Origin of the sequence: Paradevosia shaoguanensis (assembly GCF_016801025.1) — a bacterium.
GTDB classification, from domain to species: Bacteria; Pseudomonadota; Alphaproteobacteria; order Rhizobiales; family Devosiaceae; genus Paradevosia; species Paradevosia shaoguanensis.
The window spans coordinates 3,596,549-3,609,807 of the sequence record NZ_CP068983.1; the positions used below are offsets into that span (position 1 = coordinate 3,596,549).

18 protein-coding genes are annotated in these 13,259 nt (G+C 63.1%); 12 read left to right on the top strand and 6 right to left on the bottom strand.

Features of this window, described 5'->3' with window-relative positions; genetic code table 11:
• Positions 1-15 precede the first annotated feature (15 nt).
• From JNE37_RS17565 to JNE37_RS17600, 8 genes are all read left to right on the top strand, one after another.
• Positions 16-474 carry a hypothetical protein gene (locus JNE37_RS17565; protein WP_203064024.1) on the top strand — a complete coding sequence of 153 codons (459 nt, stop codon included), beginning with the start codon at positions 16-18 and terminating at the stop codon, positions 472-474.
• A 71-nt stretch (positions 475-545) separates the two neighbouring features.
• Positions 546-1,085 (top strand): hypothetical protein, encoded by a 540-nt coding sequence (locus JNE37_RS17570; protein ID WP_203064025.1) that lies wholly within the window; start codon positions 546-548, stop codon positions 1,083-1,085.
• Positions 1,086-1,176: 91 nt separating this feature from the next.
• A complete protein-coding gene (gatC, locus tag JNE37_RS17575) occupies positions 1,177-1,464 on the top strand; it encodes an Asp-tRNA(Asn)/Glu-tRNA(Gln) amidotransferase subunit GatC (protein ID WP_035034872.1) in 288 nt (95 codons plus the stop codon).
• Between the two features lie 5 nt (positions 1,465-1,469).
• Complete coding sequence (locus tag JNE37_RS17580) at positions 1,470-1,952, top strand: GNAT family N-acetyltransferase (protein ID WP_203064026.1); 483 nt, start codon at positions 1,470-1,472, stop codon at positions 1,950-1,952.
• A gap of 17 nt (positions 1,953-1,969) precedes the next feature.
• Positions 1,970-2,446, top strand: a complete 477-nt coding sequence (locus JNE37_RS17585) for a hypothetical protein (RefSeq protein WP_203064027.1) — start codon at positions 1,970-1,972, stop codon at positions 2,444-2,446.
• Positions 2,443-3,927: an Asp-tRNA(Asn)/Glu-tRNA(Gln) amidotransferase subunit GatA gene (gene gatA, locus JNE37_RS17590; protein WP_035088780.1), complete on the top strand. Its 1,485-nt coding sequence runs from the start codon at positions 2,443-2,445 to the stop codon at positions 3,925-3,927. Before JNE37_RS17585 ends, gatA begins: the two co-directional genes overlap by 4 nt.
• Positions 3,924-4,688: a pentapeptide repeat-containing protein gene (locus JNE37_RS17595; protein ID WP_203064028.1), complete on the top strand. Its 765-nt coding sequence runs from the start codon at positions 3,924-3,926 to the stop codon at positions 4,686-4,688. Before gatA ends, JNE37_RS17595 begins: the two co-directional genes overlap by 4 nt.
• A 114-nt stretch (positions 4,689-4,802) precedes the next feature.
• The gene (locus JNE37_RS17600) at positions 4,803-5,120 is read left to right on the top strand and encodes a hypothetical protein (RefSeq protein WP_035034886.1); all 318 of its coding nucleotides are present in this window, start codon (positions 4,803-4,805) and stop codon (positions 5,118-5,120) included.
• A 55-nt stretch (positions 5,121-5,175) separates the two neighbouring features.
• Here the strand turns inward: JNE37_RS17600 and JNE37_RS17605 are convergent, their stop codons facing one another.
• Both JNE37_RS17605 and JNE37_RS17610 read right to left on the bottom strand, forming a co-directional pair.
• Positions 5,176-5,433, bottom strand: a complete 258-nt coding sequence (locus tag JNE37_RS17605) for a YjhX family toxin (protein ID WP_203064030.1) — start codon at positions 5,431-5,433, stop codon at positions 5,176-5,178.
• 228 nt (positions 5,434-5,661) lie between these two features.
• Positions 5,662-6,135, bottom strand: a complete 474-nt coding sequence (locus JNE37_RS17610; protein ID WP_203064032.1) for a hypothetical protein — start codon at positions 6,133-6,135, stop codon at positions 5,662-5,664.
• Positions 6,136-6,296: 161 nt separating this feature from the next.
• Between JNE37_RS17610 and JNE37_RS17615 the strand changes: the two genes are divergently transcribed.
• The 3 genes from JNE37_RS17615 (at position 6,297) to gatB (ending at position 8,677) form a co-directional block, all read left to right on the top strand.
• On the top strand, positions 6,297-6,608 hold the full coding sequence (locus tag JNE37_RS17615; RefSeq protein ID WP_052015465.1) for a chorismate mutase: 312 nt from the start codon (positions 6,297-6,299) through the stop codon (positions 6,606-6,608).
• Between the two features lie 4 nt (positions 6,609-6,612).
• Complete coding sequence (locus tag JNE37_RS17620) at positions 6,613-7,128, top strand: GNAT family N-acetyltransferase (RefSeq protein ID WP_052015468.1); 516 nt, start codon at positions 6,613-6,615, stop codon at positions 7,126-7,128.
• Positions 7,129-7,195: 67 nt separating this feature from the next.
• Positions 7,196-8,677 carry an Asp-tRNA(Asn)/Glu-tRNA(Gln) amidotransferase subunit GatB gene (gatB, locus tag JNE37_RS17625; protein WP_035088771.1) on the top strand — a complete coding sequence of 494 codons (1,482 nt, stop codon included), beginning with the start codon at positions 7,196-7,198 and terminating at the stop codon, positions 8,675-8,677.
• 54 nt (positions 8,678-8,731) lie between these two features.
• Here the strand turns inward: gatB and JNE37_RS17630 are convergent, their stop codons facing one another.
• The gene (locus JNE37_RS17630) at positions 8,732-9,325 is read right to left on the bottom strand and encodes a carboxymuconolactone decarboxylase family protein (RefSeq protein WP_203064034.1); all 594 of its coding nucleotides are present in this window, start codon (positions 9,323-9,325) and stop codon (positions 8,732-8,734) included.
• Between the two features lie 69 nt (positions 9,326-9,394).
• The gene (locus JNE37_RS17635; protein WP_035088768.1) at positions 9,395-10,285 is read right to left on the bottom strand and encodes a DMT family transporter; all 891 of its coding nucleotides are present in this window, start codon (positions 10,283-10,285) and stop codon (positions 9,395-9,397) included.
• A gap of 158 nt (positions 10,286-10,443) precedes the next feature.
• Between JNE37_RS17635 and JNE37_RS17640 the strand changes: the two genes are divergently transcribed.
• On the top strand, positions 10,444-11,406 hold the full coding sequence (locus JNE37_RS17640; RefSeq protein WP_203064036.1) for a bifunctional helix-turn-helix transcriptional regulator/GNAT family N-acetyltransferase: 963 nt from the start codon (positions 10,444-10,446) through the stop codon (positions 11,404-11,406).
• Positions 11,407-11,410: 4 nt separating this feature from the next.
• On the opposite strand, the gene purN is transcribed toward JNE37_RS17640, so the two are convergent.
• Both purN and purM read right to left on the bottom strand, forming a co-directional pair.
• Complete coding sequence (gene purN / locus JNE37_RS17645) at positions 11,411-12,064, bottom strand: phosphoribosylglycinamide formyltransferase (RefSeq protein WP_203064038.1); 654 nt, start codon at positions 12,062-12,064, stop codon at positions 11,411-11,413.
• A gap of 70 nt (positions 12,065-12,134) precedes the next feature.
• On the bottom strand, positions 12,135-13,211 hold the full coding sequence (gene purM, locus JNE37_RS17650; protein WP_203064040.1) for a phosphoribosylformylglycinamidine cyclo-ligase: 1,077 nt from the start codon (positions 13,209-13,211) through the stop codon (positions 12,135-12,137).
• Between the last annotated feature and the right edge of the window lie 48 nt (positions 13,212-13,259).

The following is a 13,259-nucleotide window of genomic DNA, read 5'->3' on the forward strand; positions in this document are numbered from 1 at the left end:
TAATGAGGGTAAGGATTGGAACGTGAAGTCCTGTTAGTAGAGCGGCGATCGCCGCGATTGGCAAGCGTGTCGCTTGTCGCCGAGCGGTACGTGAAGCTTGTCTGGTCGGACGGCGTTTCGGAAAACAAGGACATCGCCCCGATCCTGGCTAACCACCGATCCTTCGTACGGCTGCGATCGGACGATGCGCTGTTTGCCAGTCTGAGGGTCACGGACGACGGTGGAGGAATTGAGTGGAGCGATGGCTCGATGGTATCGTCCTCCTCACTCATGGCTCTGCCTAAATCGCTGATGAGCAATCAGGAGTTCCGAGGTCTGATGGACGACCTCCATATATCCGTCGAAGCTCTCAGCGTGTTGCTCGGATGCTCCAGGCGGCTCATCGCGGATTTCCGCGCCAGCAAGCCCGTGCCAAAGTACATTGCGTTGGCATTGCGATACGTGGCCGAGCGCAGCGACCGGTTGGTGCTTTAGGCCGCTTTGCGTCTTGCTCGCGATTGCGCTACCAGCCTTGAGGAGCGCATCTGGCACACGCGAGAACACCGATGAAACTCACCTGGTTCGGCGGAACCACCATTCGCATCTATATTGGCGGGCAGATTTTCGTGGTCGATCCGCAATTGGCGCCGGACGATATCGATCGAGCCGAGCTGGTTTCCGGGGCCGATCGGGTGTTGCGCCTGGCTGGGGCGGATGAGGCGCTGGCAGAGCTCGATCCTGCTGAATGGCGGCCGCGGCGGGCGCAGCGGGCAATCGATGAGGAGCAGGCGCCGCCGCCGATCCATGCCTATCGCATCGGGGCCGGCGCGATGCTGGTCGATGCCGTTGGCGAGCCGCCGCTGGTGCTGCTGAGCGACCAGGCGCCAAGTTTCGGACGCTGGGCGGATGGCGCAGTGGTGGTGCTGTTCGGGGTGGGCGAAGCGATGAGTGCGCTGGCCGAAGGCCTGTTCGTTGCGGCGCGGCCGCGCCTGGTGGCGCTGGCAGGCGACGAGGTCGCGATCGATTTCGCGGTGGCGGCGCTGCGGGAAAACCTCAATGGTGCCGGGCTCGTTTCGCTTGAAAAGGGCCTCGCATTGGAAGTTTGATGGCTGCCATCAGCCAAATTCGTTGTCATTATGCAAATCTCGTTGCTACAAGCGCAGCGAAACACCCATTCCTGGTTTTGAGGAGCTCTGCATGTCGGTCGATGCCGCAACCGTGAAACGAATCGGACGCCTGGCGCGTATCCGGATCGAAGAGAACGAGGTTGCCGCCTACCAGCAGGAACTCAACGCGATCCTTGGCTTTGTCGAGCAACTCAACGAAGTCGACGTCACAGGCGTCGAGCCGATGACCTCGGTCACGCCGATGGCCCTGCGCCGTCGCGTCGACAAGGTCACCGATGGCGGCTACCCCGAGAAGGTGGTCTCCAACGCGCCGCTCTCTGAAGACAACTTCTTCATGGTCCCCAAGGTGGTGGAGTAAAATCGATGGCGGTTACGATCGCCATTGAAACTCCGCTTCAGGACGATGTCCGCACCCTGGTCGCGGCGCTCAATGAGCACCTGCTGCCGCTTTCGCCCGTCGAGTTCCAGTTCAAGATGACCGTCGAGCAGATGGCGGGCGCGGATACCGATGTATTCGTCGCTCGCAACGAGGCGGGCAGGGCGGTGGGCATCGGCGCGCTCAAGGTGCTTTCGCCCACGAGCGGCGAGGTCAAGCGCATGTACACTCTGCCCGAAGTGCGCGGCCTGCGCGTCGGCTCAGCGCTTCTCATGGCCATCGAGGATCTGGCGCGCTCGCGCGGGCTTACCGAATTGCTGCTGGAGACCGGCGTCGGCGAAGGCTTTGCGGGTGCTCATCGCCTCTATCTGCGCGGCGGCTTTGCACCGCGCGGTGCATTCCTGGATTATCCCGATAGCGGCCATTCGGCTTTCTTCGAGAAGCATCTGGGCAGCCAGGCCGCAGCCTGACCGGGGAGGGATTTGCCATGCGTATGACGTTGAGCAGTGCGTTCGTCCTTGTGCTGGTCGCCTCCGCCGTGGCGCAGGAGCCCGGTCCGATCGACCGCTCCAAGCTCTATGTGAGCAAGCCCGAAGCCTGTGAAGCGCTGCAGTCCAAGGGCGTGGATGCCTTCAACGACCTCGACTTCACCACCCTGTCGTTTACCGACGGCATCCAGGGCATGGAGTTCCACTGCGGCTTTTTTGACGTTAAGAGCAAAGCCAATACCAGCGCCGTGCTGGTCGAGGCCATTTGCGAAGAGCCGGGTTTCATGTATCCCGATCTGATTGCCATCGGACCGTGGGACGACAAGACCATCCAGGTCATCTCGTCCTATGACCTGCAGAGCGCCGCGATGGCCGAGGCGAGCGGCGAAGCCATTGACGATAGCGAGAACCAGGGCCAACCCCTTGGTGTCGCGCTTTATACCCGTTGCGATTCCCTAAGCGAGTTACCCCGTTGACCGATCTGACCAAGCTCACCCTCGCCGCCGCCCGCAAGGGCCTCAAGGCGAAGGAATTCACTTCGCTGGAACTGACCGAGGCCTATCTCAAGGCCATCGACGAGGCTAACCCCAAGCTCAATGCCTATGTCGCCGTCACCGCCGACCAGGCCCGCCGGATGGCACTGGCCAGCGACGAGAAGCTGGCCAAGGGCGAGGCCGGCTCGCTTGAAGGCCTGCCGCTCGGCATCAAGGACCTGTTCGCGACCAAGGGCGTCCATACGCAGGCAGCCAGCCACATCCTCGACAGCTTCAAGCCCGAATACGAATCCACCGTGACCAGCAATCTCTGGCGCGATGGCGCCGTGATGCTGGGCAAGCTCAACATGGACGAGTTCGCGATGGGCTCCTCCAACGAGACCTCCTATTACGGCGCGGTCATCAATCCGTGGCGGGCGGAGAATTCCAACCTCGATCTCGTTCCGGGCGGTTCGTCCGGCGGCTCGGCGGCTGCGGTTTCGGCCTGGCTCTGCGCCGGCGCGACGGCTACCGATACCGGCGGCTCCATTCGCCAGCCGGCCGCGTTCACCGGAACTGTCGGTATCAAGCCGACCTATGGCCGTTGCTCGCGCTGGGGCACGGTGGCGTTCGCCTCCTCGCTGGACCAGGCCGGCCCGATCGCCCGTACCGTGGAAGACAGCGCGCTGATGCTGCAGTCCATGTCCGGATTCGATCCCAAGGATTCGACCAGCGTCGAGATGGCGGTTCCCGATTTCGCCGCGGCGGTCGAGCGGGGCGTCAAGGGCCTCGTCATCGGCGTGCCGCGCGAATATCGCATGGACGGGATGCCCGAGGAGATCGAGAAGCTCTGGCGGCAGGGCCTCGAATGGCTCAAGGCCGAGGGCGCGACCGTCAAGGACATCTCCCTGCCGCACACCAAGTACGCGCTGCCGGCCTATTATATCGTCGCCCCGGCCGAAGCGTCCTCGAACCTGGCGCGCTATGACGGCGTCAAGTACGGCCTGCGCGAGACCGGCAAGGACATCACCGATCTCTATGAACTGAGCCGCGCCGCCGGCTTCGGCCGCGAGGTCAAGCGCCGCGTCATGATCGGCACCTATGTGCTTTCGGCTGGCTATTACGATGCTTATTACGTGCAGGCCCAGAAGGTCCGCACGCTGATCAAGCGCGATTTCGAGCTCGCCTTCCAGTCGGGTGTGGATGCGATCCTTACCCCGGCAACGCCTTCGGCCGCGTTCGGCATTGGCGACGAGGACATGAAGGCCGATCCGGTCAAGATGTACCTCAACGACGTCTTCACCGTGACCGTCAACATGGCGGGCCTTCCGGGCATTGCCGTGCCGGCGGGCAAGGATGGCAAGGGGCTGCCGCTGGGTCTCCAGCTCATCGGCAAGCCGTTCGACGAAGAGACGCTTTTCGCGGCCGGCCGCGTGATCGAGCGGAGCGCGGCGATGGACTTTTCGCCGAAGCGCTGGTGGTGACCGCGCTCGACCAGGAGGCGTTCGAGGCGGCTTTGCGGGCGGGAACGCCCGTCGAAAACGCCGATCTCTCCGATATCGACTGGACCGACCTGCCGGATGGCAGGTTGGTCGTTCGCCATTCGACGATCCGTAACGCCGTCATCGATGATGCACCACTCGAGGGCGCGGTGTTCGAGCATTGCACGTTCCTGCGCTGCTCGTTCCCGGTCAGCCGGCTCAGCCAGGCGCGCTTCATCCAGTGCAGCTTCTACGATCCGGATGGGCGGCAGGGATGTACCTTCTCGGGTACGGAGCTCGACCACGCCACCTTCGATCACTGCAACCTGACGATGAGCCGGTTCCCGCGGGCGGACCTGCATGCGGCGAGTTTCATCGCCTGCAAGGCGCCCGGTTCGGATTTCGAGGATGCCGATTTCTCGCGCCGGGTAGGGCGGAACAGCGTTGCGCTGGTGACATTCAGCGAATGCATCCTCGACATGGCTTCGTTCCGCGGCGCCATGCTCGATCAGTGCAACCTCGAAGGCTCCAGCCTCACCCAGGCCGATTTCACGCGGGCGAGCCTCAAGGAGGCAAACCTGCAGCGCGCCGACCTTTCCGAGGCCATTGTGCAGGGCGCCGAGTTCGAGCGGGCCGATCTGCGCGAGGCGAATCTGACCGGTTTCAAGCTGCTCGACCTCAAGTCGCGCAGCGGCATCAAGCTGAGCGAATCCAGCCTGAAGGGCCTCATGGCGCCGCTGGGTATCCGGGTCTTCCCGGGTTAGCGGCAGCTTCCATCCTTGATTGACGGACGTTAGCGGTCTATCTGCCAGAACATGACGAGAAGTGGCCTAAGGCTGGCATGGCGCGGCGAGCCAGCGAACTACAGGGTGAATTCCATGCACGACGTGTTCACGACACTCGATTGGTCAGAACCGCCGAAAACCCTCAGCCAGCCGCAGAAGGCTCTGTGGTGGCTCAAGAAGGGTGGCCTGCGCGTGGGCCCGGAATGGGAACGCGCCCATCAGATCCTTGCTGTCGGCGAAGGCGTCCAGGCCTTTGACTGGGTGCATGCGCTCGCCCATTGGATCGAGGCCGACATGGGTAATGCCGATTATTGGTATCGTCGCGCCGGCAAGAAGCGCGCAGCTGCCAGCGTTGCTGCCGAGTGGGAGCACATCGCCAAGGCGCTGACGGAAACGACTGTCAGTCACTGATCTTTCGCTTCGCGCACCTCCCGGCGATGCCGGGAAGTGCGCAAGCTGAGCCGTGCTAGCGGTTATCGGCCCGAGCCCGCACCAGTTCCAGCCCACGCCGGGTGATGCGGTAGGGTTGGCCATTGCTCGAAGCTATGGCGTCCTTGGCCTTGAGCCGCTTGAACAATGCCAGGTTGCATTGCGTCATCAGCCAGCCTTCACGGTTGAAGCATTCAACCTCGATGATGGCGCCTTTTTCGTTCTTGATAGGATTGATCTTGCCGCCCTGGGCAAGAGCGTGCAGCACGCGCTGCTCGGCTTTCGAAACGTTCATTGGGAGATGAAACCCGTAGATCCCGCGGCATGGCCGCGACAAAACACGAGCGCCCGACAGCACATCGCATGGCGGGCACCTGGCTTGTGGATCTGCCCCGTTCGTCGTGGAACGGGGCCTTAGACGGTTTCAAAGCGAGTAGACATATCCCGCACTTAATGAAATTCGGCGCGCAACGCCAGAGGGTCGCGCGCCGACATGGATCGGGTGTGGCGTCAGCGCCTCACCTTATTTGGGCATCATCGGCGGAGCGAAGACCAGATAGGGGGTCTTGGGCGTCTGGCCCGGCGGCAGGCGCTCGGGCGCTGGATCACCCGGCTCGCCCAGCGATTTGATGTACTGGTAGAGCGAGCGGCTTTCCGCTTCGTGGAAGGCATGCAGATTGAACCAGGGCATGGGCGGGCCCGCCTGGAACGTCTTGAGATACTGCACCCATTCGTCCTCGGACTGCTTGGCGACCACCAGGCGCAGGTTGACGGCGTAGTTGGTGCCCCATGGGCCGTTATAGCCCACGGGATTGCCCTTCAGGGCCGTGGCAGGATCGATCTTGCCATTGCTTTCGGAATAACCGGCCGAGTGGCAATCGTGGCACCCGCCGATGATGGAGATGCGCTCCCCGTTTGCGACCGAGACCTCTGCGTCCTGCGCAATGGCTCCCGTTGAGATCGTGGCCGCGGCGATTATCAAGGCTGTTCTGAACATAGTTCATCTTCCCCAAACCCGCCCCTCGCGGGCGACGCATTTTCGCATATCCAAAGGGCGCGGCAAGTTGCTCCTTTGAGGGAGGGGCGGTTGAAATCGTCGGCCTGACGGTGCAAACCAGCAGGGAGATTTTTTCTGTACTTATTCGAAGAGCCTGCCTCGTGACCTCCAAGAAGCCAGCCGATTGCGAAACCAAGGAAGATGTCCGTGTGGAGATCGACCGTATCGACCAGGCGCTGATCGCGCTTTTCGCCGAACGCCATCGCTATGTGACGCGCATGGCGCAGATCAAGACAGATCCACACGAGGCCTATGATCCGGTCAGGATCGAGGCGGTGATCGGCCGCGTGCGCAGCCGCGCCGAGGGCCTCGATCTCGATGAAGACCAGGCCGAATTGATCTGGCGGACGCTTATCGACTGGAATGTAAACTACGAAAAGGGCATTATCGTCGCTCGCCGCCGCGCGGAGTAATGCCATGACCAGCGCCGTTTCGATCCGGAAAGCCGAACCAGACGATGCACGGCGCCTGGCTAATATTGGCTACGTGGCCTGGGAAACCAGCATCCTGCCGCTCCTCCACGAAGTACCCGGAATGCGGGTGGCCGAACAACGCCGCCTGGCCGCTGCCGTGCACGAAACGCTCGATCGCATCATCGTGGCCGAGGTGGATGGCGTGCCGGTCGGCTGGTGCTCGCGGGCGAGGGGGCGGCACTATATTCCCTTCCTTTTCGTCGCACCCGAGTTCCAGAACCACGGCATCGGCAAGCTCCTGCTCTCGCGGATGGAAGCCATGCTCGAGCTTGAGGGGGCGGAGCGCGTCCACCTCGAAACGCCGGCCGACAATGTCCGTGCCGTGCGCTTCTACGAGCACCAGGGCTACCGCATCCTGGCGTTGCGCCCGGACGGACGCCCAGATCACCAGCCCTTCATGAGCGTGCGGCTCGAAAAGCTGCTGCACCCCTATATGGGCCAGGTTACCGACACCGAGTAAGCCAGCGATTGCATCGCGGCGCGCCTGCCACTATGCGTAGGCCAGCACTGATTTGTAGGTTTGTCCTTTGACCATCATCGACACGCGCACCCCGAACCCGAAGTACTTCATCCAGGGCTCGACCGGCGATTGGGAAATCGTCATCGGCATGGAAGTGCACGCGCAGGTAACGTCCGAGAGCAAGCTGTTTTCCGGCTCCTCGACCGAGTTCGGGCGCCCGCCCAATTCCAATGTGAGCTTTGTGGATGCGGCCATGCCAGGCATGCTGCCCGTCATCAACGACGAGTGCGTGCGCCAGGCGGTGCGGACTGGTCTGGGCCTCAAGGCCAAGATCAACAAGCGCTCGATCTTCGATCGCAAGAACTACTTCTATCCGGACCTGCCGCAGGGCTACCAGATCAGCCAGTTCAAGGACCCGATCGTGGGCGAGGGCAAGATCGCGCTCGATATGGGCGCCGACGGCCAGATCGAGATCGGCATCGAGCGCCTGCACCTTGAGCAGGATGCTGGCAAGTCGATCCACGATCAGCATCCGAGCATTACCTTCGTCGATCTCAACCGTTCCGGCGTGGCGCTGATGGAAATCGTCAGCAAGCCCGACCTGCGCTCGTCCGACGAAGCCAAGGCGTACCTGTCCAAGCTGCGCGCCATCATGCGCTATCTCGGCACCTGCGACGGCAACATGGAGCAGGGCTCTTTGCGCGCCGACATCAACGTGTCCGTCCGTCGCCCGGGTGGCGAGTTCGGCACGCGCTGCGAGATCAAGAACGTCAACTCGATCCGCTTCGCCGGCCAGGCCATCGAATACGAAGCGCGCCGCCAGATCGATATTCTGGAAGACGGCGGCTCGATCGACCAGGAAACGCGCCTCTTCGATCCCAAGACCGGCGAGACGCGCTCCATGCGCTCCAAGGAAGAAGCGCATGATTACCGCTACTTCCCCGATCCGGACCTGCTGCCGCTCGAATTCGACGATGCCTTCATCGCCGACCTCGCTGCGCACCTGCCGGAGCTTCCGGACGAGAAGCAGGCGCGGTTCATCGAGGAATACGGCATTACGCCCTATGACGCGATGGTGCTGACGCTCGAGCGCGAATCCGCCGATTTCTACGAGGAAGTCGCGCGCGGTCGTGACGGCAAGCTCGCCGCGAACTGGGTCATCAACGAGTTCTTCGCCCGCCTCAACAAGGAGGGCATGGACGTGACCTCGAGCCCGGTCAGCGCCAGCCAGCTTGGCGGCATTGTCGAGCTGATCGGCAAGGGCGACATCTCGGGCAAGATCGCCAAGGACCTCTTCGAGATCGTCTGGGCCGAAGGCGGTGATCCGGCGCAGATCGTGGAAGCCCGCGGCATGAAGCAGGTTACGGACCTGGGCGCCATCGAGAAGGTGGTCGACGATATCATCGCCGCCAATCCCGATCAGGTCGCCAAGGTGCAGGCCAAGCCGACGCTCATCGGCTGGTTCGTCGGCCAGGCCATGAAGGCCTCGGGCGGCAAGGCCAATCCGCAGGCGCTCAACGAGATCCTCAAGCAGAAGCTTGGCCTGTAAGATTCGGCTGCAGCCGGATGCCGGCTGCAGCACCTTCTTTCCTGCGTGCCGCTCCTAAGCCATCTCGCGCAGCGGCCTTCCGACCGTCATCGCCTTCCTGAACCCTTCGTCGTCATCGACGAAGAAGGGCTCGGTCTGCGCTCCAAGCGAGTCGAACAGCCGGCTCAGGAAGCAGCGGAACGAGGCGCAGAGGGCGATGTCGCAGATTTCGTGGTCGGTGAAGCCGACCGCGCGTAGGCCCGCGATATCGGCCTCGTTCACCTCGGAGGCATTTCGCGCGACCTTCTGCGCGTAGGCCAGCATGGCCACGTCCTTTGCGTCCAGCCCGGCGGTGCGGAAGTCGCACTGGATGGCCATCACCTTGTCCTTGCCGAATTCAGCGGCGAGGGCCTTGCTGTAGACATGCGAGCAATAGGTCGAGGGTACTTCCTTGGCCGCGATCAGCGTGATGAGCCGCCAGCCGCGCAGGCCAAGCGAGAAATTGTCGCGCAGCGCCGCGATGAAGTGCTCGACCAATGGCATGAGGTCGGGGCGGGTCGTCATGCAGCGCGTGGCATCCATGACGAAGCCGTATTTGTCGAGCTCGTGGCGGTAGATCTCGGCGATCTCGCCTTGCGCCTCTTCGGGGGCAATCGTCTTCAAGAACACGGGCGGGTCCTCCCTTGTGCGAACTTGAAGCCGAATATTACTCCTCCGCCCGGGGCGGTGTCATCGGTCTCAGGCGGGCGCCCGGCGGAAGCGACGGACGATGCGGCCGTCGATCAGGAGCAGACCCGAGAAGATGACGAGCATGCCAAAAAGCTGAATCGGCAGAATCGTTTCGCCCAGGAAGCTCACGCCGAGGATGATGGCGAAGACGGGCGAGATGAACGTGTTGACCGCGAAATTGGTCGCGCCGATACGCGGTAGCATCCGGTACATGATCTGGAACGTGAACGCCGATGCCAGGAGGCCGAGGCCCAGCCATGCGCCCCAGGTCTCGATACGCGTCGCATGCGGCGTGCCCTCGAAGACCAGCGCGACCGGTACGGCGACGACCGCGGCGCCCGTCATGGCAATGGCGGCGATCGCAGAGGGATCGACCTTGGCGAAGCTGCGGGCAACATTGAGCGTCACGGCGTAGCAGATCGTCGCCATGAGGCAGAGGGCGATACCCCAGACCTGCGTGGTGCCACCAGCCTGCACAGCCGGCAGGGCCAGCAGCGAGGCGCCGGCAAAGCCCGCGACCACGCCCATGGTCTTGTTGATGGTCGCGCGCTCGCCGCCAGGCCAGAAGTTGGAGACGACCACGGTCATGATCGGGGTCAGCGCATTGATGATGGCGGTGAGCCCGCTGGCGATGTGCGTCTGGCCGAGCGGGAAAAGGGTGAAGGGCAGGGCGTAGCTGAAGACGCCGAGGATCATCAGCTTGATCCAGAGCGAGAAATCCCGGGGCACCTTCTTGCCGAGCGCGAAGAAGAAGGCCCAGCAGCCGATGGCGGCGATGGTCACGCGGCCGGCCGAAACCCAGATCGGCCCGACCTCGCGCAGCAGCACTGCATTGAACAGGAACGAACAGCCCCAGATGCTGCCGACGAGAAGGACCCAGAACCAGTCGCGAATTTGCATGAGATCGTCTCCGAATGCCGGAAACTATGCCGTCGCGTCGAGGCCGTCGAACCGATTTTGACGATAAGGGCATCAATTTGCGTGATGGATGCCGAGCGTAGACAAAGTGCCACTCGCGGATTTATGTTAGTGCTTACATAAATTACGGAGACGTGCCCGTGAGCTACCTTTCCGAAATGGGGCTGCTGTCTCTCGGCAGCCAGTTGAAGTCGATCAGCGATCAGCTCTACGCCATGGCCGACGAAGTCTATGCGCGGCACGGCATCGAGCTGCAGGCGCGGTGGTTTCCGATCCTCAAGCTGTTGCACGATCGCGGGCCGATGACGGTGGGCGAAGTGGCCACGGCCGTCGGCCAGACGCATTCCGCCATCAGCCAGGCCTCCTCACGGCTGGTGCGAGAGGGCTGGCTCTCGGCGTCGAGCGACAAAGAGGATCGACGGACGCGGCGGCTGTCGCTGACGCCCAAGGCAGTCGCTGCCGTCCGCGTGGCCAAACCCCTCTGGCGGGCGATGCGGGAAGGGCTTGAGGAGCGAGCACAAAGCCTGGGTGTCGATGAGCGCCTGCTCGAAGCTTTAGCGCGGGTGCCGGGGTCCGATCTTGCCGACGCCATCGTCGAGCGGGCGAGGGACAATCGCCTGCAGACGCTTTCCATCGTGCCGTTCCGGCCCGAATTGAGGGACGAGTTCTTCCGCCTCAATGCGGATTGGCTGCAGCGCTATTTTCAGCTTGAGGATTATGACATCGAGGTGTTGTCGAACCCGGAGGGCATCATCCTTGCGACAGGCGGCGAGATTTATTTCGCGCTGCTGGGCGAAGAGGTGGTCGGTACCTGTGCGCTGATGCAGGTTTCACCCGGGGAATACGAGCTGACCAAGATGGCGGTGGATCCTTCCGCGCAAGGGCTTGGCATTGGCCGGTCGCTGATCGAAGTCGCGATCGAGGCATATCAGCGCCTCGGCGGCCACGAACTCTTCCTCGAGACCAACACCAAGCTGGCGGCAGCGATCCGTCTCTACGAAAGCTCGGGCTTCGAGCATCAGCCGGCAGTGAAGGCGGATTCGCACTATAGCCGGGCCAATGTCTACATGATCTGGCGTCCGGCGCTGGCCGGGGCGGCGTGAAGCGCTAGAGTTTCGGCCAGACGAAGGCTTCGTCGTTCAGCGTATCCGGCGTCAGCATCACCCGCCCGTCCACCAGCGAAACTCGGCCATCGGCGAGCGCCGCCAAAGCGCGCGGATAGATGCGGTGCTCCGCCTTGAGCACGCGGGCGGCGAGCGTGTCGGGCGTGTCGCCTTGAACCACAGGCACGGCTGCCTGCATGATGGCCGGCCCCTCATCCATGCCCGGCGTCACGAAGTGCACGGTGCAGCCGTGGAGGTGCACCCCGGCGGCGAGCGCCTGCTCATGCGTATGCAGCCCCTTGAAGGAGGGCAGAAGGGCGGGGTGTATGTTGATCATCCTGCCCAGCCAGCGCTCGGTGAATTGCGGGGTCAGCAGTCGCATGAAGCCGGCGAGGGCGACGATCTCGGTATTCCAGCCGCGTAGCACGTCGTCGAGCGCTGCGTCGAATGCGTTGCGATCCGGAAAGTCCCGATGCGAGCGCACGGCAGTGGGAATGCCGTTGGCGGCAGCGGTTTCGAGGCCCACGGCGTCGCTTCTGTTGGAGAGCACGCCAACGATCTCGGCGGGATAGTTCGGTATCTTTGCCGCCTCGATGAGGGCCGTCATGTTCGAACCCCGGCCCGAGATGAGCACGGCAACGCGTTTGCGGGTGGTCATGGCTTCACCGCCTTGGCTGGAGGGTCGAACGGCCGTCCGCGGCCCAATGGCCGGCCGCCGGCAGCCATGGTCAGAGGGCGAGGGCGCCTTCGAACGTCACCGGCTCCCCTGCGCGTTCGGTGAGGGTGCCGATGATCGAGGCCGTCTCGCCGGCCGCGTTGAGCTGAGTGACCAGCGCTTCGGCATCCGAGGTCTCGACAGCGACGAGCATGCCGACGCCGCAATTGAAGGTGCGCAGCATTTCGCGCTCGTCGATCCCGCCGACCTTGGAGAGCCAGCCGAAAACCTTCGGCACCGAAACCGCGGACAGGTTGATATGGGCGGCGAGATTGTCGGGAAGCACGCGCGGGATGTTGTCGATGAAGCCTCCACCGGTGATGTGTGCCAGCGCCTTGATGCCGAGGCCGGCCTTGAGCGCGGCCAGGATCGGCTTCACGTAGATGCGGGTCGGCGTAAGAAGGGCCTGCGAAAGCTCGATGCTTTCGTCCCAGGGTGCGGGCATGTACCAGTCGAGACCGGAGATATCGACGATCCGGCGGACCAGCGAATAACCATTGGAGTGCACGCCCGACGAGGCGAGGGCGACGAGCGTATCGCCGGCCTTGATGTCGTTGCGGGGCAGGAGCGTGCCGCGTTCGGCCGCGCCGACGGCGAAGCCGGCGAGGTCGTAGTCGTGGCCGTGATACATGCCCGGCATTTCGGCCGTTTCGCCGCCGATCAGCGCGCAGCCGGCAATGCGGCAGCCCTCGGCGATGCCTTCGACAATGGCCGTGCCCGTGGCGACATCCAGCTTGCCCATGGCGTAATAGTCGAGGAAGAACAGTGGCTCGGCGCCCTGCACGACGATGTCGTTGACGCACATGGCGACCAGGTCGATGCCGATGGTCGAGTGGTTGCCGGTATCGATGGCGATCTTGAGCTTTGTGCCCACGCCGTCGTTGGCCGCCACGAGGATCGGGTCGGTAAAGCCGGCGGCCTTGAGGTCGAAAAGACCGCCGAAACCACCGATCTCGCCATCGGCGCCAGAGCGGCGCGTCGAGCGCACGGCGGGCTTGATGGCTTCGACCAAGGCGTTTCCGGCGTCGATATCAACGCCTGCCTGCTTGTAGGAAAGACCGTTTGATGGCAGGTTTTGCTCGTCGGACATTGGCCTCGATGCCGCTTTGGTTGGCATTGGGCCGAGACCAAAAATGGT